Source organism: Microbacterium sp. M3, assembly GCF_033548675.1.
Taxonomy (GTDB): Bacteria; Actinomycetota; Actinomycetes; order Actinomycetales; family Microbacteriaceae; genus Microbacterium; species Microbacterium arthrosphaerae.
In genome coordinates, this window is record NZ_JAWTZT010000002.1 from 902,977 (window position 1) to 925,068 (window position 22,092).

The 22,092-nt window shown below is 71.9% G+C and carries 19 protein-coding genes and 1 tRNA gene; 12 read left to right on the forward strand and 8 right to left on the reverse strand.

Going from position 1 to position 22,092, the window contains the following annotated elements; translation table 11 throughout:
- Complete coding sequence (locus R8Z57_RS09560) at window positions 1-804, reverse strand: carbon-nitrogen hydrolase family protein (RefSeq protein ID WP_318353516.1); 804 nt, start codon at window positions 802-804, stop codon at window positions 1-3.
- Complete coding sequence (locus R8Z57_RS09565; protein ID WP_318353517.1) at window positions 801-1,319, reverse strand: DUF6328 family protein; 519 nt, start codon at window positions 1,317-1,319, stop codon at window positions 801-803. The genes R8Z57_RS09560 and R8Z57_RS09565 overlap by 4 nt, the downstream gene beginning before the upstream one ends.
- Before the next feature lie 92 nt (window positions 1,320-1,411).
- On the opposite strand from R8Z57_RS09565, the gene R8Z57_RS09570 reads away from it, so the two are divergent.
- Window positions 1,412-1,485, forward strand: a tRNA-Met gene (locus R8Z57_RS09570).
- A gap of 180 nt (window positions 1,486-1,665) precedes the next feature.
- Window positions 1,666-3,117: a DUF1254 domain-containing protein gene (locus R8Z57_RS09575; protein ID WP_318353518.1), complete on the forward strand. Its 1,452-nt coding sequence runs from the start codon at window positions 1,666-1,668 to the stop codon at window positions 3,115-3,117.
- 240 nt (window positions 3,118-3,357) lie between these two features.
- On the opposite strand, the gene R8Z57_RS09580 is transcribed toward R8Z57_RS09575, so the two are convergent.
- Window positions 3,358-3,948, reverse strand: coding sequence for a hypothetical protein (locus tag R8Z57_RS09580; protein WP_318353519.1), 591 nt, complete (start codon window positions 3,946-3,948; stop codon window positions 3,358-3,360).
- 109 nt (window positions 3,949-4,057) lie between these two features.
- On the opposite strand from R8Z57_RS09580, the gene R8Z57_RS09585 reads away from it, so the two are divergent.
- Window positions 4,058-5,098, forward strand: a complete 1,041-nt coding sequence (locus tag R8Z57_RS09585) for an AraC family transcriptional regulator (RefSeq protein WP_318353520.1) — start codon at window positions 4,058-4,060, stop codon at window positions 5,096-5,098.
- Here R8Z57_RS09585 and R8Z57_RS09590 read toward each other — a convergent pair.
- The gene (locus R8Z57_RS09590; RefSeq protein ID WP_318353521.1) at window positions 5,070-5,543 is read right to left on the reverse strand and encodes a MarR family winged helix-turn-helix transcriptional regulator; all 474 of its coding nucleotides are present in this window, start codon (window positions 5,541-5,543) and stop codon (window positions 5,070-5,072) included. The genes R8Z57_RS09585 and R8Z57_RS09590 overlap by 29 nt on opposite strands.
- Window positions 5,544-5,624: 81 nt before the next feature.
- On the opposite strand from R8Z57_RS09590, the gene idi reads away from it, so the two are divergent.
- From idi to R8Z57_RS09625, 7 genes are read left to right on the forward strand one after another with little or no spacing between them, the layout of a single operon-like run.
- Entirely contained in the window at window positions 5,625-6,191 is a 567-nt protein-coding gene (idi, locus tag R8Z57_RS09595) for an isopentenyl-diphosphate Delta-isomerase (RefSeq protein WP_318353522.1), read from the forward strand.
- Entirely contained in the window at window positions 6,188-7,243 is a 1,056-nt protein-coding gene (locus R8Z57_RS09600; RefSeq protein WP_318353523.1) for a polyprenyl synthetase family protein, read from the forward strand. Before idi ends, R8Z57_RS09600 begins: the two co-directional genes overlap by 4 nt.
- A complete protein-coding gene (locus R8Z57_RS09605; protein ID WP_318353524.1) occupies window positions 7,240-8,118 on the forward strand; it encodes a phytoene/squalene synthase family protein in 879 nt (292 codons plus the stop codon). Before R8Z57_RS09600 ends, R8Z57_RS09605 begins: the two co-directional genes overlap by 4 nt.
- A complete protein-coding gene (crtI, locus tag R8Z57_RS09610; protein WP_318353525.1) occupies window positions 8,115-9,680 on the forward strand; it encodes a phytoene desaturase family protein in 1,566 nt (521 codons plus the stop codon). Before R8Z57_RS09605 ends, crtI begins: the two co-directional genes overlap by 4 nt.
- Before the next feature lie 2 nt (window positions 9,681-9,682).
- Window positions 9,683-10,036: a lycopene cyclase domain-containing protein gene (locus R8Z57_RS09615; protein WP_318353526.1), complete on the forward strand. Its 354-nt coding sequence runs from the start codon at window positions 9,683-9,685 to the stop codon at window positions 10,034-10,036.
- Complete coding sequence (locus tag R8Z57_RS09620; RefSeq protein WP_318353527.1) at window positions 10,033-10,356, forward strand: lycopene cyclase domain-containing protein; 324 nt, start codon at window positions 10,033-10,035, stop codon at window positions 10,354-10,356. Before R8Z57_RS09615 ends, R8Z57_RS09620 begins: the two co-directional genes overlap by 4 nt.
- A complete protein-coding gene (locus R8Z57_RS09625; protein WP_318353528.1) occupies window positions 10,353-11,246 on the forward strand; it encodes a prenyltransferase in 894 nt (297 codons plus the stop codon). The genes R8Z57_RS09620 and R8Z57_RS09625 overlap by 4 nt, the downstream gene beginning before the upstream one ends.
- Window positions 11,247-11,515: 269 nt before the next feature.
- Here the strand turns inward: R8Z57_RS09625 and R8Z57_RS09630 are convergent, their stop codons facing one another.
- Window positions 11,516-14,437: a UPF0182 family protein gene (locus R8Z57_RS09630; RefSeq protein WP_318353529.1), complete on the reverse strand. Its 2,922-nt coding sequence runs from the start codon at window positions 14,435-14,437 to the stop codon at window positions 11,516-11,518.
- 83 nt (window positions 14,438-14,520) lie between these two features.
- Window positions 14,521-15,648 carry a PDZ domain-containing protein gene (locus R8Z57_RS09635; RefSeq protein WP_318353530.1) on the reverse strand — a complete coding sequence of 376 codons (1,128 nt, stop codon included), beginning with the start codon at window positions 15,646-15,648 and terminating at the stop codon, window positions 14,521-14,523.
- Between the two features lie 146 nt (window positions 15,649-15,794).
- Here R8Z57_RS09635 and R8Z57_RS09640 point away from each other — a divergent pair, with 146 nt between their 5' ends.
- Window positions 15,795-17,261, forward strand: a complete 1,467-nt coding sequence (locus tag R8Z57_RS09640) for a zinc-dependent metalloprotease (protein WP_318353531.1) — start codon at window positions 15,795-15,797, stop codon at window positions 17,259-17,261.
- Between the two features lie 775 nt (window positions 17,262-18,036).
- On the opposite strand, the gene R8Z57_RS09645 is transcribed toward R8Z57_RS09640, so the two are convergent.
- Together R8Z57_RS09645 and nudC are read right to left on the reverse strand one after the other, a co-directional pair.
- A complete protein-coding gene (locus R8Z57_RS09645) occupies window positions 18,037-19,812 on the reverse strand; it encodes an ATP-dependent helicase (RefSeq protein ID WP_318353532.1) in 1,776 nt (591 codons plus the stop codon).
- Window positions 19,809-20,723 carry an NAD(+) diphosphatase gene (gene nudC, locus R8Z57_RS09650; RefSeq protein WP_318353533.1) on the reverse strand — a complete coding sequence of 305 codons (915 nt, stop codon included), beginning with the start codon at window positions 20,721-20,723 and terminating at the stop codon, window positions 19,809-19,811. Before nudC ends, R8Z57_RS09645 begins: the two co-directional genes overlap by 4 nt.
- Before the next feature lie 77 nt (window positions 20,724-20,800).
- On the opposite strand from nudC, the gene R8Z57_RS09655 reads away from it, so the two are divergent.
- Window positions 20,801-22,084, forward strand: coding sequence for a phosphotransferase (locus tag R8Z57_RS09655; protein ID WP_318353534.1), 1,284 nt, complete (start codon window positions 20,801-20,803; stop codon window positions 22,082-22,084).
- Window positions 22,085-22,092 lie beyond the last annotated feature (8 nt).

Below are 22,092 nucleotides of genomic sequence, written 5' to 3' on the forward strand. Positions count from 1 at the left end.
TCAGCGCGGCTCGACCCGGAACCGGCGCAGCGTCAGGGCCGGGTTGACCCGCCGCACGCGCTCGATCGCGCCGACGTCGAGGTGCGCGACCGCCACGTCGGTCGCGGTTCCCACCGCGGCGATCTCGACGCCCTGGGGGTCGACGATGAGCGAGTTCCCGACGCCGAGCGGCGGCGGATGATCGGCCGCCGCGACGAACACCGTGTTCTCGATCGCGCGGGCGTGCAGGAGCGTGCGCCAGTGGTGCTCCTTGAGCGGCCCTCGCACCCATTCCGACGGCACGAGGAACACGTCGGCGCCGGCGTCGACGAGCGTGCGCCCGACCTCGGGGAAGCGCAGGTCGTAGCAGGTCATCAGCCCGAACCTCAGTCCGCCGAGCGCGAACGTCTGCGGCTCCCCCGGCTCGCCGGGTTCGACCCAGTCCGACTCGCGCTGGCCGAACGCGTCGTACAGGTGGAGCTTGCGGTAGTGAGCGAGAAGGCCCGTGCCGTCGACGGCGACGACGGTGTTGCGCACGCGATCGGCGTCGCTCGCCCGCTCCAGAAGCCCGGCCACGATCACGATGTCGTGCGCGCCCGCGATCCGCGTGAGCGCCGCCACGAACGGACCGTCCAGCTGCTCGGCGTTCGCCGCGAGGGACTCGTCGAACGGGTCGACGAAGTAGCTGGAGTACTCGGGAAAGGCCACGACGCGCGCCCCGCGAGCGGACGCCGTGGCCACCAGCTCTGCGATGGCGTCGAGGTTGGCCGCGGTGTCGGCGGTCGGGGCGAACTGCGCCACGCCGATGGCGAGGGTGTCGCTCATCGCGCGCCGCCGTTCGTGCGCAGCCGGGCCCGCATCAGTGCCGGAACGACGAGCCACAGGATGAGCACCAGCAGCGCCAGCGGGATGAGCGCCCACCAGAAGGCCGACCCGCCGAGCACGACGTCGAAGACGAACGCCACGACGCCGACCAGCAGCACCGACACGGTCAGCAGAGCCGTGATGAGGGCGACGTGTCCGTACCGGACCACGGCCGCCTTGGCGCGCTGCTGGAAGAGCACCCGGTGGAGCGCGACCGGCGCGAGCGCCACGATCGAGCTGAGGGCCGACAGGACGACGAGCCCCAGGTAGACCGATCGCTGGGCATCGGAGAGGTCTCCGAACGTGGGCTGGAAGGCGAGGGCGAGGAGGAAGCCGGTGAGGATCTGGGTGCCGGTCTGCAGCACGCGCAGCTCTTGCAGCACCTCGTTCCAATTGCGGTCGGCGCGCTCCTCGGGCGACTCGTCGCGGCCGTCCACGCGGTCGTCCAGGGGGTCGGTGTCACGCGCGCCGGGCATGCCTCATCCTGTCGCGCGTTCGGCGCGCGGAGCAACCCGACCGCCCCGGTGTCACGAGCGCTCGAAACCCGTGCTAGGCTTACTTCTTGTGCCGCGGGGTGGAGCAGCTCGGTAGCTCGCTGGGCTCATAACCCAGAGGTCGCAGGTTCAAATCCTGTCCCCGCAACAGAAAACGAAGGAAGGGCGTCCCGCCAGGGGCGCCCTTCCTTCGTTCGTGGTGCCGACGGTTGGGTCGACGGTGTCACCGTGAGTCAAGAAGTCGGCGCACGAGGTCAAGCCGCGGCATCCGATCTGCGTCACACTCGACGGCGATACCCGTTATCGACTCCGTCGAAAGGCAGATCTCATGGGCCATTGGACCCCCCGCAGGCGCGGCACCGTCGCCGTCGCCGCTGCGCTTCTGAGCGCCACCCTTGTCGGTACCGGTCTCCACCCCGCCGCGGCGGACGAGACCGACTACGAGCTGGGCTACCAGCTCGGGCTGCAGGCCTACCGGTACGGCCTGCCGCTGGTCACGACCGACAAGACGTTCGAGAACCAGACCAGCATCGATGTCTCGAACGACCGCGGCTTCGGCCCGGTCAACCAGTTCAACCCGGTGCGGGCGTTCATCGACCCGGCCGACCGATCGGTGGTCGCCCCGAACCTCGACACCCTGTACTCGATCGCGTGGCTCGACCTCAGCGACGAGCCGCAGGTCATCCATGTGCCGAAGATCAAGGACCGGTACTTCGTCGTTCCTCTGATGAGCCCATACACCGAGAACTTCGCCAACCTGGGCTCGGTCGACGAGACCCCAGCCGGCGACTACGCCATCGTCGGCCCCGACGACTCCGACGTCGTGCTCCCGAAGCACGTCACCCGTGTGGAGTCGCCCTACGACCGGGTTTTCATCATCGAGCGCGTGTACGCCGACAACGACAGCGCCAAGGACATCACGGCCGTGAACCGCCTCCAGGACAAGATCTCGGTCATCCCGCTCAGCCAGTACCCGAAGAAGAACTGGCGCGCCCCGGTCCCCGCCAGCCCCGACACCACCATCGACGACCCCGGCCTGCCCACCGGCATGGCCTTCTACGACAAGCTCGGCGACCTGCTCGCAGAGTTCCCGCCACCGGCCGCCGACCAGCCGATGCTCGACGAACTGGCTGCCATCGGCGTCGGACCGGGTCTTCAGCCGTCGACCGACGCATCGCTGTCGGCCGACACCGTGGCGGGCATGACCGCGGCGATCGCGGCGGGACAGGCGACCGTGCTCGGCGACGCGCAGGCGATCTACGGCCAGAACTTCGCCCGCCACAACGGGTACCTGGTCACGCCGACGGGGACGTACGGCACGGACTACCGCCTGCGCGCCGTGGTGACCCAGGTGGGTCTGGGCGCGCTCCGGCCGGAGCAGTCGATCTACCCGCTCGCGCTCCTCGACCGCACGGGGAAGCCGCTGACCGGCGCGAAGAAGTACGTCGTGCACATCCCGGCCGGTGGACTTCCGCCCGTCACCGACGACGGCTTCTGGTCGATGACGCTCTACGACAACGACGGCTTCATCGTCGCCAACGAGATCGACCGCTACGCGATCAACGACCGCACCGACCTCCACTACAACGCCGACGGCTCGCTCGACCTGTACATCCAGGCCGAACGCCCGGCCGACCCCGCGCACGCACAGAACTGGCTGCCCACGCCGGCCGGCGGCTTCCGTCTGCTGTGGCGCACGTACAGCACCGAGCGGACCGAGATCCCGGGCATCCTCGACGGCACCGGCTGGCTGGCACCCGCTGTCATGCCGGTCGGCTGATCCCGCACCGACCGACCCGGATGGCCGGCAGCCCCGAGGCTGCCGGCCATCCGGCGTTCGTGCACGCGATGCGCCGCTGCGACCGCGAGCGGCGGTGGCGGCATCCGCTCCCGCGCCGCGGGCGGCCGGCCATGCGTGCGCCGGGCGCGGCAGCCGCCCTCCGGCCGTCAGCGCCCCGAACGACACCGCCCCTCCCCGCCGGGTGACGCTCGGCGGGAAGGGGCGGTGAGGTGTGACGACTCAGAAGCTCCGCGGCGGCAGCGGCGTGATGAAGGGATCGAGCAGCTTCGCCGACATCTCGACCGTCAGCACCTCCTCCGGCGCGAGCGGGATGATCCGGCGCTTCGACTCGTCGATCTCCCACACGTCCTCGCCGATGAGGCGGCCCTCGTCGTCGTACGGCCAGATCATGTGCTCGACGTTGGCGACGAGGTAATGGGCGTCCGGGTCGACGGGCGCACCCGCCTGGGCGAGCACGAGGCCCGGCGTCTGCTGATAGATCGTCGCGGTCGAGACGATCATGTTGTCGCCGACGGCGAGCTTCTCGTCGTCGGTGTAGAAGATGCACTGCGCCGACTGCGACCACTCGTCGTACACCGCCTTGACGGCGTCAGCGCCGTCGAGGACGGTGTTGATGCCGAAGACGTTGAAGTGGTACACCGGGTGCTCCACGGTCATCTCCGGGGCGAAGATCTCCTGCCAGCGACCCGCCATCTCGAGGTTGCGGTGACGGTCGTAGGCCTGCAGCAGCCAGCGGTGCCGCGGATTGTCCGTGGTCTCGAGCAGGCGCGCGATGGCGATGTTGGTTCGGGTGATGTCAAAGCGGCTCATGCCAGGCCTCTCCTTCGAGTGCGCACTCCACGTGCGGGTGGGATCCACCGGATCCACTCTCGGCCGGATCGCGACCGGAGGCTTGACCCCGGGCGACGAGTTCTTGACCATGGATGACATGTCGCTGGTGCGGGGAACGTCGCTGCTCGGCTTCACCGACCTGGTGGACGAACTCGGCGGCGATCCGGACGAACTCCTCGCGCGCGTGCACCTCCCTCGCGCCGCGATCGGCGATCACGACACGTTCGTGAGCTACCGCAGCGTGGTGGCGGTGCTCGAGGCGGCCGCACCGGCGACCGGGGCCGGGGACTTCGGCCGGCGCCTCGGCGCACGGCAGGGGCTGGAGATCCTCGGGCCGCTCGGCGTCGCGGCACGGACCGCTCCGACCGTCGGTGAGGCGCTGCAGGCGATCGAGCAGTACATGACCTTCTACAGCCCCGCGCTCGCCGTCGGGGTGCGACCGGGGCCAGGCTCGACGATGGCGACCCTGGAGTGGCGTCTCGTCGCGGAGCGCCCGCCGACACACCGGCAGGCCGCCGAGCTCGGACTCGGCGTCACCTGCCGTGTGATCCGGCTCCTCGCGGGCGATGACTTCCTGCCCACCACCGTGCAGCTGCGTCACGAGCCGCTGGCGGAAAGGGCCGGTTACGTGCAGTACTTCGGCTGCCCGGTGGAGTTCTCGGCACCCCTCTACGGCTTCACCTTTCCCGCGGCGATCCTGGCGCGGCCCCTGAAGTCGGACAGTGCGGTCCACGCGGTGGTGCAGGACTACCTGAACACGATCGTCGTGCCGACCGCGTCGACCACCGTGGACGCCGTCATCCGCCTGATCCGCCGGATGCTCCCCACCGGCGCCCTCGACCTGGACCTCGTCGCCTCACAGCTCGCACAGCACCGCCGCACGCTGCAGCGCCAGCTGTCGGCGCAGGGAACCAGCTTCGCGCGCCTGGTCGACGACGTCCGGCGCGACGAGGCCGAACGCCACCTCCGCGACACGGACATGCCCCTCGGTCAGCTCGCGGGGGTCATCGGGCTCAGCGAGCAGAGCGCACTCACACGCGCCTGCCGCCGCTGGTTCGGAGCCACGCCGACCGAAGTGCGCCGCCGCGGCTCGACAGGTCTCAGTCGTCGGGATCCATCGCGTGACTGAGGTCGTCCAGGAATCGCGCCACCACCGCGAGCTCGGCCTCGTCGTAGCCCATCGCCATGGACCGCATGGCGCGGAGGCGGTCGCCGAAGACGCGGAAGAAGGTCTCGCGGGCCGGATCGGTGAGGACGACGACCCGTGCGCGGCGGTCGCTCGGATGCGGTCGGCGTTCGACGTGGCCCGAGACGACGAGGCGATCGAGGAGCTTCGTCGTGGAGGCCGTCGAGATGCGCAGGTGGCGCGCGATGTCGCGAGGGCTGACCGGCCTGCCGTTGCGCTCGCGGATGATGAGCAGCCGCAGCGCGGCGACATCGGTGGCGTTCATGTCCATGTCGCCCCTCATGCCGCTGTGCATGCGCTCCATGGCGTCGCTGACGGCACGGATCGACGTGAGCACACGCATCACCGCGTGCTCATGCTCGGTCTGTGGCTGCCAGCGCTCGGACATCGTAGAAGTTCCCTCCAACCCGTTGTAGCATCGCACAACAGACATTGCTAGAGAAGCTAGCGATTCGAAAGGATGCATCGGATGACCGACACCGACCACGTGGTGCTGCTCGACGACGACGGCCGCGCCATCGGCACGGCGCCGAAGGCGAGTGTCCACGGGCCCGACACCGCGCTGCATCTGGCCTTCTCGTGCCACGTGCTCAACGCCGACGGACAGGTGCTCATCACGCGGCGTGCGCTCGGCAAGCGCACCTGGCCGGGAGTGTGGACCAACTCGTTCTGCGGACACCCGCGCCCGGCCGAGCCGGTGATGACGGCGGTGCGGCGCCACGCCGACTTCGAGCTGGGGCTCACCCTGAGCGACATCCGCGTCGCACTCCCGCTGTTCCGCTACCGCGCCACCGACGCGAACGGGATCGTGGAGCACGAGGTGTGCCCGGTCTACATCGCGTACGCCGATGCCGAGCCCGTGCTGAACCCCCTCGAGGTCATGGACGCACGCTGGGTCGACCCGCAGGCGCTCGCCACCTCGCTCGAGGCCACCCCCTGGGCGTTCAGCCCGTGGCTGGTGCTGCAGGCGCAGCAGCTGCACCTCTTCGACGGCGCCGCAGCCGCCGCCGCCGCCGATCAGCGAAGGGCATCATGATCCCGTCGGCCGACGACCCCGACCTCGACATCGCGATCGATGGCTCGCTCGCACGCATCCGCGAACGGGCTACCGAGCTCGGGCCGTCGTTCGGCGCGCTCACCGACGCGATCACCCTGGCCGCACAGGGTGGCAAGCGATTCCGCCCCGCACTGGTGATGGCAGCCTTCGACGCCTTCCGCCCCGACGGCGCCGACGCGTCGGCCGCCCTGTCGGTGGCGGCGGCGTTCGAGCTGCTCCACACGGCCTTCGTCGTCCATGACGACGTCATCGACCACGACACGATGCGCCGCGGCGTGCCCAACGTCGGCGGCGCGTTCCGCCAGCGCGGCTATGCCGACGGCGCCGACGCCGAGGGCGCCGCGCTCCTGGGCGACGCCGCCGCGATCCTCGCCGGCGACATCCTGCTGCACGAGGCGTTCCGCCTCGTCGCCATGGCGCCCACCGACCCCGCGACGCGGGACCGCCTGCTCACGCTGCTCGACGACGCCGTGCTGGTGTCGGCGGCCGGCGAGCTCGCCGACGTCGAGAACAGCGTCGCGACGCGCTTCCCGTCCCGCGCCGCGACGCTCGACACGGCGTTCAACAAGACCGCCGTCTACTCGTTCCGCGCTCCGCTGCAGGCCGGCGCGCTGCTGGGCGGAGCCGATGCCGAGGCCATCCGCGTGATCGGCGACGCCGGCGGCAGCCTGGGACTCGCGTTCCAGCTCGTCGACGACCTCATCGGGGCCTTCGGCTCCTCGGCGCAGACCGGGCGCGACAGCGGTCCCGACCTCCGGGAGACCAAGCGGACGCCGCTGGTCGCCCTCGCCCGCGAGTCGGCCGAGCCGGCGCGCGTGGACGAGAGCCTCGCGCTCGCCCGCACCGGGCCGGTCGCCGTGCGCGAGGCGCAGCTCGTGCTCGAGGCGAGCGGGGCGCGCGACCGGCTCGCCGGTCTCGTCGCAGACCTGCTGGACGAGGCCCGGACGCTCTCGCGGCATGCGGTGCTCCCCGACCGCGCCGGCGCGCTGCTCCGGAAGGTCGCCGACGGCATCGAGGGGCGGATCCCATGACCGGCACGCACACCCGGGTGGCGACCGGGCTCGATCTCTACAACCGTGCCGCCGCGGATGCCGCCGCGACGGTGATCGCCCGCTACTCGACGTCGTTCGGGCTGGCTTGCCGCATGCTCGGCCCGCGGCCGCGGCCTCATGTGCGCAACATCTACGCCCTCGCCCGGATCGCCGACGAGATCGTCGACGGGCCCGCAGCCGAGGCCGGCCTCACCCCGGGCGCCACCGCAGCCCTGCTCGACCAGCTCGAGCAGGAGACGCACGACGCGATCGACCGCGGGTTCAGTTCCAACCTCGTGGTGCACGCGTTCGCGACGACGGCACGCGAGTGCGGGATCGGAGCCGACCTCGTGGTGCCCTTCTTCGCCTCCATGCGCACCGACCTGCAGACGCAGCGGCACGACGCCGCATCGCACGACGCGTACGTGTACGGCTCGGCGGAGGTGATCGGCCTCATGTGCCTGCAGGTCTTCGTGAACGCGGGGTCGGGGCATCCGGTCGCCCCGGCTCCCGAGCTCATCGACGGCGCCCGTCGCCTGGGTGCGGCGTTCCAGGACGTCAACTTCCTCCGCGACCTCGCGCACGACCGCGGCGTGCTGGGCCGCGACTACCTCGACGTGTCCTCCGCCGGGGAACGCGCGCGCGTGCTGGCCCGCATCGACGCCGACCTCGCGGCGGCCGCCCGCGTCATCCCCGAGCTGCCCGCCGATTCACGCCGGGCGGTGACAGCGGCCCACGACCTCTTCGCCGAGCTCGCGGCGCGGCTGCGCGCCGGCGACGGCAGCGAGGAGCGGGTGCGCGTGCCGGACGCCGTGAAGGCACGTCTCGCCGCCCGGGCGCTGATGGGCTTCGGACCCCGCGAGGTGCGCGCATGACCGACGCAGGCGCTCCGCAGCGCGCGGTGGTGATCGGCGGCGGCATCGGCGGGCTCGCGACAGCCGCGCTGCTCGCCGCCGAGGGGTGGAGCACGACGCTGTTCGAGGCACGCGAGGAGCTCGGCGGGCGCGCCGGATCGTGGGAGCACGAGGGGTTCCGGTTCGACACCGGTCCGAGCTGGTACCTGATGCCCGAGGTGTTCGACCACTTCTTCCGGCTGCTCGGCACGACCGCCGCCGACGAGCTCGACCTGGTGCCGCTCGATCCGGCGTACCGCGTCTACTCCGAGCCGTCCACCGGCCTGGATCCCCTCGACGTCCGCTCCGGCCGCGCCGAGGCCACCGCTCTCTTCGAGAGTGTGGAGCCCGGCGCGGGCGCCAAGCTCGACGCCTACCTCGACTCGGCCGCGGACGCGTACGAGCTCGCCGTGTCGCGCTTCCTCTACGACACGTACGAGACGACCGCGGGCCTGCGCGATCCCGCTCTCGTTCGACGGATGCCGCAGCTCGCCCCGCTGCTGACCCGCAGTCTCGCGCGCCACGTCGACCGCCGCTTCCGAGACCTGCGGCTGCGGCAGATCCTCGAGTACCCGGCCGTGTTCCTGGGCGGATCGCCGTACGGCGTGCCGAGCCTGTATCACCTGATGAGCCACCTCGACCTCGACGAGCACGTGCTCTATCCCCGCGGAGGCTTCACCGAGATCATCGCCGCCGTGCAGCGCCTGGCCGAGGCATCCGGCGTCGTCATCGAGACCGGGGCACGCGTCACCGCGATCACGACCGACGATGCGGTGGCCACCGGCGTCGAACTGGCCGACGGGCGGCGCGTGCCGGCGGATCTCGTGGTCTCGGGCGCGGATCTGCACCACACCGAGACCCGCCTTCTCCCCCGCGAGCTGCAGACGTATCCCGATGACTGGTGGCGCTCGCGCACGCCGAGCCCCGGCGCGCTGCTGGTGATGCTCGGGGTGCAAGGGCCCCTTCCCGAGCTCGCCCACCACACCCTCCTGTTCACCGAGGACTGGCGTGCGAACTTCGACGACATCTTCGGCTCGCATCCGCGGATTCCCGAGCCCGCGTCGGTGTACGTGTGCCGACCGAGCGCCACCGACGACACCGTCGCCCCGGCCGGTCACGAGAACCTCTTCGTGCTGGTGCCGGTGCCGGCCGATCCGTCGCTCGGTCACGGCGGGATCGACGGCGCGGGCGACCCGGGGATCGAGGCGGCAGCGGACCGCGTGATCGCGCAGATAGCGCAGTGGTGCGGCATCCCCGACCTCGCGGACCGGATCGTCGTGCGCCGGACCGTCGCGCCCGGCGACTTCGCCGACGACCTCGGCGCCTGGCGCGGCAACGCGCTCGGGCTCGCCCACACGCTCGGGCAGAGCGCCGTCTTCCGGCCGCGCAACGCCTCACGCCGCGTCAAGGGTCTCGCGTACGTCGGCGCGTCGACGCTGCCGGGCATCGGCCTGCCGATGTGCCTCATCTCGGCGGAGCTCATCGTCAAGCGCCTGCGCGGCGACCGCTCCCCCGGCCCTCTCGCAGAACCTGCGAGAGTGTGAGGATGCCCGGTGTCTACCTCGCTGCCATCCTCGCCTCCGCCACCGGCGTGCTGCTGATCGATCGGCGCTGGCGTCTCACGGCGTGGCGCGCGCCGGGTCGCACGGCCGCGGCGGTCCTCATCGGCACCGCCTTCTTCCTCGCCTGGGACGCTGTCGGCATCGCGACGGGGGTGTTCGTGAAGGGCGGCAGCCCCCTGCTGCTCGGTCTCGACCTCGCACCGCACCTGCCGGTCGAGGAGCCGGTGTTCCTCGCGTTCCTGTGCTACCTCGCCCTCGTCGCCGCGGCGGGTGCGGAGCGCCTTCTCACCCGCGGGCGGACGGATGCCGCAGCCCCCGCCTCCGAGGAGGTCCGATGACGTACCCGCTCATCGTGCTGCCCTTCGTCGCCGTGACCGCGGCGGTGGTGCTGGCGACGCTCCGTCGTCCGCGGTTCGGACGACGGATGGCGTCGTGCGGGATCGCCGCGGGGGTCCTGGTCGCGCTCACCGCGGTCTTCGACAACGTGATGATCGCCGCGGAGCTGTTCGACTACCCGGAGCACCTCATCTCGGGCGTGCGCATCGGCCTCGCGCCCATCGAGGACTTCGCCTACCCGGTGTGCGCCGCCTTCCTGCTGCCGGCGCTGTGGACGCTGCTCGACCGGTCGCCGCGCCCGCGAGAGGAGGCCACGGCGTGACCGCGGCCCCGCCCCTGCGCCCGGGAAGTGTGGCCCGCCAGCTGTTCGTGTCGTCGCGGCCGGTGAGCTGGATCAACACCGCCTATCCGTTCGCCGCCGCCTACCTCATGACGACGCGGGAGATCGACGCGACGCTCGTCGTCGGCACGCTGTTCTTTCTGGTGCCCTACAACCTGGCGATGTACGGCATCAACGACGTGTTCGACTACGAGTCCGATCTGCGCAACCCCCGCAAGGGCGGCGCGCACGGTGCCGTGCTCGATCGCAGGCTCCACCCGATCACGCTGTGGGCGGCGGGTCTGTCGTGCCTGCCGTTCGTCGTGTACCTGGTGCTGGTCGGCGACCCCGCCTCGTGGGTCGTGCTCGCGGCGAGCCTCTTCTTCGTGGTGTTCTACAGCGCGCCGCCGCTGCGCCTGAAGGAGCGGCCGTTCCTCGACTCGGCGACGAGCAGCATCCACTTCTTCTCCCCCGCGGTCTACGGGCTCGTGCTCGCCGGCGCCGCGTGGACGCTCCCGCTCGTCGCGCTGATCGTGGCGTTCGCACTGTGGGGCGTCGCCTCCCACGCGTTCGGCGCCGTGCAGGACGTGGTCGCCGACCGGGAGGCCGGCATCTCGTCCATCGCGACGGCCCGCGGTGCGCGGTGGACGGTGCGCTTCGCCCTCGCGTGCTACGCCGCCGCGGGACTCGCCATGCTCGCGACGACATGGCCCGGGCCGCTCGCGGCGCTGGTCGTGGTGCCCTACCTCGTCACCGTCTGGCCGTACCGCTCGCTGGCCGACGCCGACGCGGAGGCGGCCACCGCCGGCTGGCGTCGCTTTCTGTGGCTCAACCAGCTCGCCGGGTTCCTCGTGACGATGCTCCTCATCTGGTACGCCCTCCTGACCGCGTGAGCGCCGGCTGACCTTCCGCCGCCCGCGGGACGCGGCCCCGCGAGCCGCGGGATTCGCGCCGAACACGAGGGCGAGGTCCTCGGTTTCGACGCGAACGCCCGGGTTCACGGCGGGGTGCGCTGCGCTCCGGCCCACGCCGGTCACGCCAGGTCGCCCCGCGCTTCGGCCCTGCACCGGGCACGCCGGGCGTCGGGTTCCGGGTGCCCGGCGCGGGGTGCGGAAAGGGCCGTCCACCGAAGTGGACGGCCCTCTCGGGATCGCGCGGCGGCTTACTGCTCGCCGAGGGCGATCAGCTTCTCGACGGCGGCCGTGAGGCGGGCATCCGCCTCACCGTACTTGGTCCAATCACCGGCCTGGAGCGCCGCCTGGCGGTCCATCATCGCCTGCTGGGCCTCCTGCAGGGCGGCCTCATACTCGTCGGCGGGCGGCGTCGGCTCGGTCGGCTCCGTGGGCTCGGTCGGCTCGGTGGGCGGTGCCGGCTCCGTCGGATCCGGCACCGGGGTCACGCCGTCGTCGCCGGCGTCGGCACCCGAGTCGCCGCCGAACAGCGCATCCAGCGCCTCGCTCAACGTGTCTTCGAACGCGATGTCGTCACCGAACGCGACCAGCACCTTCCGCAGCTGCGGAAGCTGCGTCCCCTCGGCCGCCTGGACGAACACGGGCTGCACGTAGAGCAGACCGCCGCCGACGGGGAGCGTGAGCAGGTTGCCGTTGAGCACTTCGGACTGACCGATCGTGAGGACGTTGATCTCCTGCGAGACCACCGGGTCGGAGTCGAAGCGGTTCTGCACCTGACCGGGGCCGGGAACGGTGGTGTCGGCCGCGATCTCGAGCATGCGCAGCTTGCCGTAGTCCTCGCCCTTGACCCCCGGTTCGGCGCCGGCGTTGGAGTCGGCGGCGAGGTAGCCCATCAGCACGTTGCGGCTCTCGGCCCCGGTCGTCGACGACGGGATGAAGGTCGTGAACATCGAGAACGACGGCGCGCTCTGCCCCGGCATCTGCATCGTCAGGTAGTACGGCGGCTGCAGCACATCGGGGTTCTGCGGGTCTTCGGGGGTGGCCCACGCGTTGTCGCGCTCGTAGAAGGACTGCGCGTCGTTGACGTGGTAGACCTGCAGCATCGCCCGCTGCACCTTGAAGAGGTCGGTCGGGTAGCGCACGTGGCTCATGAGGTCGCCCGACATCTCGCTGATCGGCTCGAGGCTCGACGGGTAGATGTTCTGCCACGTCTGCAGCACCGGGTCCTCGGGGTCCCACGCGTAGAGCGTGACCGAGCCGTCGTAGGCGTCGACGGTGGCCTTCACCGAGTTGCGGATGTAGTTGATGTCGTCCAGCGCGAAGCGCGGCTGCGTGTTGGTCGCATCCGCGATCGCCTGCGACAGCGAGACCGTCTTGGAGTACGGGTAGTCGGCGCTCAGCGTGTAGCCATCGACGACCCACTTGATGCGGCCGTCGACCACCGTCGGGTACGGGTCGCTGTCGAGCTCGAGGTAGGGGGCCACCTTCTTGATGCGCGTGAGCGGGTCGCGGTCGTAAAGGATCTGCGAGTCCTCGTTCACGCCGTCGGCGAAGAGGATCTGCTCGGACTGGAACTTCAGCGCATAGATCAGCCGGTTGAAGGTGCTGCCGACCGAAGGGCCGCCGTCGCCTTCGAACGTGGTGCGCGGACCCGAGCTGCCGTCGCTTCCCGATGGGTAGTCGAGCTCGATGGGGTCGGTCCCCGCCGGCGCGCCGACGATGGAGTACTGGGGCGAGTTCTCACCGAAGTACACGCGCGGCTGGAAGTCGGGGTTGGCCGACAGGAAGCCGGTGGCGGGGATGCCGCGCTCCAGGAACACGGGATTGCCGTCGGCGGTGCGCTCGTTGCCCGCGGCGGCGACCATGCCGTAGCCGTGCGTGTAGACGAGGGTCTCGTTGACCCACGACGAGCCGGCGCCCAGCTGGGCGACGTTCAGCTCGCGCACCGAGACGATGGTGTCCTGCATGGTGCCGTCGATCTCGTATCGGTCGACGTCGAGCGGATTGCGGAACTGGTAGTACGGCCGGTACTGCTCGAGCTGACGGACCGTCGGGCCGATGATGGCCGGGTCCATGATGCGGATCTGCGTCGTGGTGGCGGCATCCGCGCGCAGCTGACCGGCGTCGGCCGTCGTCTCGGCCGAGAACTCGGTCGTCTCGAGCCCGTCGATGCCGAAGGCGGCCTTCGTCGCGTCGAGGTTGCGCTGGTAGTACTCGCTCTCGTAGTCGGCCTGGTTCGGCTGCACCTGGAACGTGTTGACGACCCACGGGTAGCCGACGCCGAGCACGATCGCCGACACGACGAGAAGCGCCGTGCCGATGAGGGGGTAGCGCCAGCGGCCGATCACAGCGGTGACGAAGAAGAGGATCGCCACGATGACCGCGGCGATGGCGAGGATCGTCTGGCCCTGGATGATGGCGTTGGCCTCGGTGTAGCCGGGGCCTGTGATGCGACCGCCCGCGCCGGGCTCGACGAGCGTCTTGTACCGGTCGAGCCAGAGGCTCGCGCCCTGCACCAGCAGGTACAGCCCCGCGATGACCGCGAGCTGGATGCGCGCCGACTTCGAGATCCGCAGCTCACGCTGCCCGATGCGCACCGAGCCGTAGAGGTACGACACCAGCGCCGTGACGAGGAGGCAGATCAGCAGCACCGCCGACGCGAAGCCGACCAGCGAGCTCCAGAACGGCATCGCGAACATGTAGAAGCCGGTGTCGAGGCCGAACTCGGGGTCTTTCACCTTCGTGGCGACGCCGTTGAACCACAGCCACGTCGTCTCCCACTGCGCCGACGCGGCGAACCCGGCGAAGAAGCCGAAGAAGACCGGGATGCCCCACATCGCCAGGCGGCGCAGGGGTTCGACGACCTCCTGATAGCGGTCGAGCTGCGAGCTCAGCCGCGCGTACACCGGGCGCAGCCGGTAGGCCAGCTGGATCGAGAGCCACACCGGCACCGCCATGCCGAGGAACCCGACGGCGAACATCACGACCCGGGCGACCCACTGGGTCACCAGCACCTCCGAGAACCCGAGCTGGTCGAACCACAGCCAGTCGGCATAGAGGCTGGCGAAGACGAAGAACGCCACCACCAGGGCGGCGATGACCGCGAGGGTGATGGCGATGACGCGTCGGGTGCGGGAGGGTGTGGCCGGAGTCGGCGACGAGGTCGTGGTCACCGTTCCATCCTAAGCGGCTGGTTCTGAGCGCCCGCCCTGTCCGCGCTGGGCGAACCCCGCGAGATTCCGCCGCACGGACCCCGTCATCCGGCCGCGCAGGTGGGCAGCGCGTCGACGTCGCCGTCGCCGCGCACCGCGTCCAGGACCGCGAGCGCGTCATCGAGATCGGCGACGGAGAACACCTGCAGATCGCCGGGGATGTGCCCGACGACCTCGTCGCAGTTCGCCTCCGGCGCGAGGAACCACTCGGCGCCGGCATCGACGGCGCCCCACATCTTCTGGCGGATGCCGCCGATCGGGCCCACCGTGCCGTCCGCGGTGATGGTCCCCGTGCCGGCGACCTGCTCGCCGCCGTTGAGCTCGCCGGGAGTGAGCGTGTCGATGATCCCCAGGGCGAACATCATGCCGGCGCTCGGCCCGCCGACGTTGTTCAGCTGGATGGTGACGTCGATCGGGAAGTCGTAGTCGGTGATGAGGTTGACCCCGATGAGCCACGTGGTCTCGCCGTCCACGGTCGACTCCTTCGGGGTGACCTCGACGGTCTGCTGCTGTCCGTCGCGCTCGATGAGCAGCTCGACCGGTGCCCCCTCGGCGGCGTTGATGACAGCGCGGAGGGCCGCGGCATCCGTCACCGTTTCTCCGTCCGCCTCCAGGATCGCGTCGCCGTCCTCGAGGACGCCGGTCGCCGCCGCACCGTCGATCACGGAGTGCACCGACAGCTGCGCGCCGACGTCGTAGCCGAGCTCGGTCAGCGCGGCCGCGGTCGCCTCGTGCTGCGAGTCGACCATCATCGCCGCGCTCTCCTCGTTGCGCTCCTCGGTCGTCTGCCCCTCGGGGAAGACCGCATCGATGGGGATGACCGCCTTGCTGGGCTCGAACCACGCCTGGGCGAGCTCGAACCAGGAGGGCGTCTGCTCGCGGTTGCCCTGCACCTGCACCGTGAGGAGGTCGAGCGCGCCGTCGGTGGGGTAGGTCTCGGCGCCTTCGACCGAGATGAGAGGAACCTCTTCGCCGTCGGCGTCCTCGGCGGTGCCGAGCGTGTTGTACACCGGTCCCGGCCGCTGGATGACGTACGACGTGGGCAGGAAGGTGATGACCAGGAGGACGACCAGGGCCACAGCCAGCGCCCACACGCCCGCGACGGTGCGCCGCGACCGCCGCTCGCGCGGCGCGGCGGGCTCGATCGTCGTGTTCTCGTCGAACAGGGCCACGCGGGACCTCTCTTCCGTGCCTTGTCGAATGGATGCCTGGTCGTTCGCGACCGGCGTAAGGCGTCAGGGGTCCGTGCCGGGGAGTGCGAGGAATGCTGCGACTAGCGTAGAGCGCAAGGTCATCGACCGGCTGAAAGGCGGCTGAAGTGGCAGACGACGACACCACCCCGGGCGGCGGGAGCAGTCCCGAGGACGACTTCCAGGAGCTGATCCGTCAGCTCTTCGGGGGCGGCGCGGGCGACTTCGACCCCGAGCAGCTGTCGCGCCTGTCGGGGATGAACATCGATCCCGCGATGATGCAGGCGGTCATGCGGCAGCTGCAGGGCGCCTTCGCCAGCGCCGACGAGAGCGGCATCTCGTGGGACATGGCCGAGCGGCAGGCGCTGCACATCGCCAACCAGGAGGGGCTCGGCGTGACGGCCGGGCAGCGCACCGACCTCGATCAGGCGTTCGCGCTGGCCACGCTGTGGCTGAGCGAGGCGACCACGATCTCCGACCTCGCGTCCCCGCCCGTCACGCTGACGCGGGGCGGCTGGGTCGAGGCGACGCTCCCCGTCTGGCAGGACCTCGCCGCGCCCGTCGCCACCAGCATCGCCGACGCGCTGACGTCAGCCCTGAGCGCGCAGGCCCCCGAAGACATGCAGGGGCTCGTCCAGGGCGCCGGCCGCCTCATGCGCACGGTCGGCGGGTCGCTGTTCGCCTCGCAGCTCGGCCAGGTGGTCGGCAGTCTCTCGAAGGAGGTCGTGAGCGGCGGCGACGTCGGCATCCCCCTCATGCCCGACGGCGAGGCCGCGATCCTCCCCCAGAACTTCGCGGACTTCGGCCGCGACCTCGAGGTGCCGGAGGACCAGCTCGCGCTGTACGTCGCGACGCGCGAGCTCGCTCACGCGCGGCTCTTCCGCCACGCCAAGTGGCTGCGCCTGCACGTGATCTCGCAGGTCACCGACTTCGCCCGCGGGGTGCACGTCGACACCGACGCCCTCGAGGACCTCGCCTCGCGCTTCGACCCGTCCGAGCCGGACGAGCTGCGCCGGGCCATCGAGAGCGGCGCCCTGCTCCCCGCCCGCTCCGAGGCGCAGGAGGCCGCCCTCGCGCGGCTCGAGAACCTGCTCGCGACCATCGAGGGGTGGGTCGAGGTCGTCACCGAGACCGCCACGTCCCGCCTGCCGTCGGCGCAGCGCATCTCCGAGGCGGTGCGCCGCCGCCGCGCGGTGGGCGGGCCGGCCGAGCGCGCGCTCGGCTCGCTCGTCGGACTCGAGATCCGGCCGCGGCGCATGCGCGAGGCCGCCGCGATGTGGCGTGCGGTGACGGATGCCGTGGGCCCGGCCGCCCGCGACGCGCTGTGGGACTACCCCGACCTCATGCCGAGCGCGTCCGACATCGACGATCCGGCGGCGCTCGTCGCCCGCCTCGAGGCCCGTGCGCGCGGTGAGGAGCCGGCGCGCGACGAGATGGACGACGCCCTGGCGCGGCTGCTCGCGGGCGAGGTGCCGGCCGCAGCAGCCGAAGGCGACGCACCCGCGCCCGGCGCTTCCGGCGAGAAGCCCGAGACGGAGGGCGACGACTCGGACGACGACGGATCCGGCGCCCCCGAGGACCACCGCCCGGTCTGACCGCCGCGCGGCGCACCCTCTCCTCCACAGGCCCGCAGCGCCGATCGCTCGGGCGGCGGCGCCTGTGGATTCCCGCCTCGCCGTCGGCGCGTCGGGAAGGATCGGGGCATGCTCCGTCTCGACCCGTCCCACCCGCCTGTCTGGCGCTCCGCCGGCGCGCTGCAATTCGGCGCGGAGCCCGTGGCCGTCCTCGACGACCCGGCGCCGTGGCAGCTGCGGGTGATCCGCGAGCTCGAGCGCGGGGTGCCCGACGGCGCGTTCGTCTCCTTCGCCCAAGCGCTCGGCGCTCCCGATGCGCACGCGGCGACCCGGCTGCTGGCGCGCCTGCGGCGCGTGATGGTGACGGATGCCGCGGCCCCGCGCCTCGTGGCGGTGCACGCTGCAGCCGACGTGCCCGACGAGCATCGCGACGACATCGGGCGGGGACTCGTCGCGGCCGGGTTCGAGGTCGGGGCGCTGCACCGGTTCGATCCGGTCGGGACGACGGACCCCGGCGCCGTCGCCGTCGTCTTCATCGTCCACCGTGTCATGCCGCCGGGTGCCGCCGCCGCGCTCATGGCCGCCGACGTCGCGCACCTGCCGGTGGTGCTCACCGGTTCCGGCGCCGAAGTCGGACCGTTCGTCCTGCCGGGGTCCACCGCGTGCCTCGCGTGCGTCGCCGCCCACCGGCGGGACGACGACCCGACGTGGCCGGTGGTGGCTGCTCAGCTGCTCGGCCGCCCGGTCGACGGCGACGCCGCGGTGCAGTGGGAGGCGGGGATCGTCGCGGGCCGGCTCATCGCGGAACGCGACCGGAGCCGCGCGCCGCACCGGACGCGCTCGGTGGCGCTGCGCGCCGGCTCGCTGCACCGGACCGTGCGCTCGCATCGCCCGCACGAAGCGTGCCGCTGCCGATCTCTCGCAGGAACCGCGACGGCGCCCGGTCCCGCACTCCTCGAGACCACGTCAGCGACAGCGTTCGCCCGGCCCGCGTGATGCCGACGTAGGCGAGCCGCCGTTCCTCATCGACCTGCTCGAACGTCGTCGCGTACGAGATCGGCAGCAGTCCCTCGGCCACGCCGATCAGGTGCACGTGATGCCACTCGAGGCCCTTGGCGGCGTGGAGCGTCGCCAAGGTCACCGTGCGCATCGCCGGTTCGTCGTGGGCCTTCGCCCGTGCGGTCAGCTCATCGGTGAACGAGCGCAGCGTCGTGCCTTCGGGCGCCTCCTGCGCCAATCGCAGCAGCGCGGCGCGCGCCTCCCAGGCGTCGCGGAGGGCTCCGCCCGCCTCCGGCGGGTCGTCGGTGAGACCGCGCGACCGCAGGATGTCGCGGACGGTGTCGACGAACCCGCTCTCGATCGGCGCCACCGAGGCGGCCCGCAGCTCCATGACGGCTTGGCGCACCTCGGGCATGTCGAAGAAGCGGCGGCCGCCGAGCACCGTGGTGGCGATGCCCGCATCGGCGAGCGCCGCGACGAGCTCGGCCGACTGCGCATGAGCGCGGTACAGGACCGCGATGTGCCGCGGATCGGCGCCGCCCGCGATCTGCGCGGCCACGCGTGCGGCGACGGCGCGCGCCTCGGACCGGTCGTCCTCGAAAGCCGTCACCGTGGGGGTCACCGCCGCTGCCCCCGGCTCGGCCGCTGTGGCGGCCTCGAGGTGGAGCGCGCCGGGCCGCCCGCGCATGAGCTCGTTGGCCACGGCCAGGATCGCGGCATCCGATCGATAGTTCGTCTCCAGACGGACGACGCGCGCGTTCTCATAGCGGGTGGGGAAATCGAGAAGGAAGCGTGCATCGGCACCGGCGAAGGAGTAGATCGTCTGGCTGGCGTCGCCGACGACGCAGAGGTCGCGCCGATCCCCGAGCCAGAGCTCGAGCAGGCGGTTCTGCAGCGGCGAGACGTCCTGATACTCGTCGACGGTGAAGTGCCGGTACTGCTCGCGCACGGCCTTGGCCACCTGGGGCTCCGCCTCGAGCATGCCCGCGCAGGCGAGCAGGACGTCCTCGAAGTCGAGCTGCCGGCGCTCGTCCTTGAGCTTCTCGTAGGCCTGCTGCAGCGCGACGACGCGCTCGACCCCCAGACGCCCGACCCCGGCCGGGCGCGCCGCGGCGTAGGCATCGATGCTCAGCATCGAGACCTTCCGCCACTCGATCTCGGACGCCACGTCACGCAGGGTCGCCACGTCCGGAGACAGGCCGACGCCGTCGGCGGCATGGGCGAGCAGCCGCACCTTGTTGTCGACGATGCCGGGCGCGCTGTCGCCGGCGAGCGTCGGCCAGAAGAAGTTGAGCTGCGCGAGGGCCGCGGCGTGGAAGGTGCGGGCGGCCACGCCGCCGATGCCCATCGCCCGCAGGCGGCCGCGCATCTCGCCGGCGGCCTTAGTGGTGAAGGTGACCGCCATGACGCGGCCGGGCGAGTATGCGCCCGTGTCCACGCCGTGCGCGATGCGGTGCGTGATGACGCGGGTCTTTCCCGTCCCGGCGCCCGCCAGCACCACGACCGGGCCCCGGAGGGCCGTGGCCGCCTCGCGCTGGTGCTCATCGAGACCGGCCAGGGCGCCGGCGCTCATGCCCGCTCCGCGTGCCAGTCGGCGATCAGCCGGTGCGCGATCGACGCGCGCCCGGGCAGAACGATGTCACCCTCGCCGGCCAGCGCCTGCCCGATCTCGTCCCGCGTGAACCAGCGCACGGCGGCGATCTCCTCGCCGTCCGCGCGGGCGGCGGTGTCGTCGACCGCCTCGGCGAGGAAGCCGACCATCAGCGACCGCGGGTAGGGCCACGGCTGAGATCCGCGATACGCGACGGCACCGACCTCGATGCCCGACTCCTCGGCCACTTCTCTGCGGACGGCCGACTCGAGCGACTCCCCTGCTTCGACGAATCCGGCGAAGCACGAGAACCGGTCGGCGCCCCACAGCGCGTTCGAGCCGAGGAGAAGCAGGTCCGGATCGTCGGTGCTGGTGATCGCGACGATCACCGCGGGGTCCGTGCGCGGGAAGTGCTGGCGTCCGCACGACGGACAGCGCCGCGACCACCCCGCGTCGCCGAGGAGCGTGAGGCTGCCGCACGCCGGGCAGTACGGCGCGTCGAGCAGCCAGCGGCCGAGGCTCAGCGCCTCGACGAAGGCCGCCGCGTCGTCGGCGGAGATGACGGCGCCGGCGGTGCGCAGTCCCGCCCAACCGGCCGGGGCGGTGAACAGCTCGTCCTCGCGCGCGGCGAACACGGCGGCCAGCAGCGCCACGCCGTCGGGTGCGCGTCCGAGGAACGCCCACTCCGCCTCGTCGGGCACCTCCGCGGGCGCGCGCCACAGCAGAGCATCCGGTGCGGCCAGCGGAGCGGTGTCGCCGGCGATGACGAGGACGCGGGTCGCGGCATCCGCTCGCGCTTTATCGATGAGACCCGGCGTGAGCCTCTCCTCGGCTGCGCGATGCCCGCCAGACCGGGTCGGCGGCGAGGGGCTCGTGCTGTCGGGCGCCGTCATCGAACATGCTCCGCTTCGTCGATCAGGGCCGGGCGTGGCGCGGGGACGGACGAGCGCGACCGACCTACCCTGGGCACATGGCACGCTCACCCCTCACTCTAGCCGCGTCCGTCACGTCGGCTCTGCCGCAGGTCGGGGTCGTCGGAGTAGGCGCCCTCACCGAGGGCGCGACCGGCCGCTATGACGCGGCGGTGGCCGATCTCGACGACGGCAGGCGCGTCGTGGTGCGGGTGCCCGCCGACCCGTCGGCGGGCCCGGATCTCGCGGCCGAGGTACGGGCGCTGCGTGCTCTGACTCCCGGCGTACGCGGCCTGCTGCCGTTTCGCGCCCCGGAACTCCTCGGCGAGGCGGGACTGGGCGACACGCGTGTCGTCGTCGTCGACTTCCTTCCCGGCTACCGCGTCGACGCCGCGCATCTGCCCCCGGGTCGCGGTGCGGCCACGTCGCTCGGCGCTGCGCTGGCGGCACTGCACGCGCTGCCGCATTCCATCGTGCGCGCCGAGGGTCTGCCCGCGCGCACGCCGCAGCAGGTGCGCGCCGACGTCGCGCGCCTCATCGACCGCGCGGTGGCCACGCGACGGCTCCCCGTGAGCCTCGCCGGGCGCTGGCACCGCGCCGTCGATGCCGACGATCTGTGGCGCTTCGAGTCCGCCGTCGTCCTCGGGGGCGCCGGCGCGGCCTCCTTCCTCTTCGAAGACCTCGACGGCGTGCCGACGGTCACCGGACTGCTCGACTGGCACGGGCTGTCGATCGGCGACCCCGCGACCGATCTGCAGTGGCTCGCCTCGGCGCCCGACGCCGCCGAGGACGTCTACGCCGCCTATGTTTCGGGAAGCGGACGCGCGCCCGACGCGCGAGCGCGCGAGCGGGCGCGGCTCTATGCCGAGCTCGAGTTCGCCAAGTGGCTGGTGCACGGCCACGACGTCGACCGCGAAGACATCGTCTCCGACGCGGTCGAGCTTCTCGAATCCCTGGCGGCGGGCGTGGCGGGCGACGAGATCGTTGCGGATTCGGCCCTCGATGTCGACGACGCGATCGCGCTGCTCGATCGGATGCCGGGGGCCCCGGTCTCGACGATCGACACCTCGATGCACACCGACGCGTACGACCCCGACGAGCTCGCGAAGTGGGTCGCGGACGAGACCGACGACGGGCCGGTGGACGACGCAGTGACGCCCGGCGCAGACGCCGACGGACAGAGCACGGCGGAGAGGTCCGCCGCCGACGATGTCTCGACGGCCCCGATCACGCTGCCGGTGTCGGGAGCGCGCGAGCCCGCTGCGTCGGGCGACGGGGCGGATGCCGCGGCCGAGGCCGAGCGGGCCTCCGAGGCGGCGCTGCGGCGCTGGCTCGCGCCCTGACCGCCGAC

Coding starts and splice junctions, on each gene's coding strand:
- R8Z57_RS09580 (WP_318353519.1), bottom strand. CDS start 3,948: ATGAGCCGCTTTGACATCACCCGAACCAACATCGCCATCGCGCGCCTG.
- nudC (WP_318353533.1), bottom strand. CDS start 20,723: ATGACGGCGCCCGACAGCACGAGCCCCTCGCCGCCGACCCGGTCTGGC.
- R8Z57_RS09560 (WP_318353516.1), bottom strand. CDS start 804: ATGAGCGACACCCTCGCCATCGGCGTGGCGCAGTTCGCCCCGACCGCC.
- R8Z57_RS09615 (WP_318353526.1), top strand. CDS start 9,683: ATGCCCGGTGTCTACCTCGCTGCCATCCTCGCCTCCGCCACCGGCGTG.
- R8Z57_RS09575 (WP_318353518.1), top strand. CDS start 1,666: ATGGGCCATTGGACCCCCCGCAGGCGCGGCACCGTCGCCGTCGCCGCT.
- R8Z57_RS09645 (WP_318353532.1), bottom strand. CDS start 19,812: ATGAGCGCCGGCGCCCTGGCCGGTCTCGATGAGCACCAGCGCGAGGCG.
- R8Z57_RS09585 (WP_318353520.1), top strand. CDS start 4,058: ATGGATGACATGTCGCTGGTGCGGGGAACGTCGCTGCTCGGCTTCACC.
- idi (WP_318353522.1), top strand. CDS start 5,625: ATGACCGACACCGACCACGTGGTGCTGCTCGACGACGACGGCCGCGCC.
- R8Z57_RS09565 (WP_318353517.1), bottom strand. CDS start 1,319: ATGCCCGGCGCGCGTGACACCGACCCCCTGGACGACCGCGTGGACGGC.
- R8Z57_RS09590 (WP_318353521.1), bottom strand. CDS start 5,543: ATGTCCGAGCGCTGGCAGCCACAGACCGAGCATGAGCACGCGGTGATG.
- R8Z57_RS09620 (WP_318353527.1), top strand. CDS start 10,033: ATGACGTACCCGCTCATCGTGCTGCCCTTCGTCGCCGTGACCGCGGCG.
- crtI (WP_318353525.1), top strand. CDS start 8,115: ATGACCGACGCAGGCGCTCCGCAGCGCGCGGTGGTGATCGGCGGCGGC.
- R8Z57_RS09655 (WP_318353534.1), top strand. CDS start 20,801: ATGGCACGCTCACCCCTCACTCTAGCCGCGTCCGTCACGTCGGCTCTG.
- R8Z57_RS09600 (WP_318353523.1), top strand. CDS start 6,188: ATGATCCCGTCGGCCGACGACCCCGACCTCGACATCGCGATCGATGGC.
- R8Z57_RS09605 (WP_318353524.1), top strand. CDS start 7,240: ATGACCGGCACGCACACCCGGGTGGCGACCGGGCTCGATCTCTACAAC.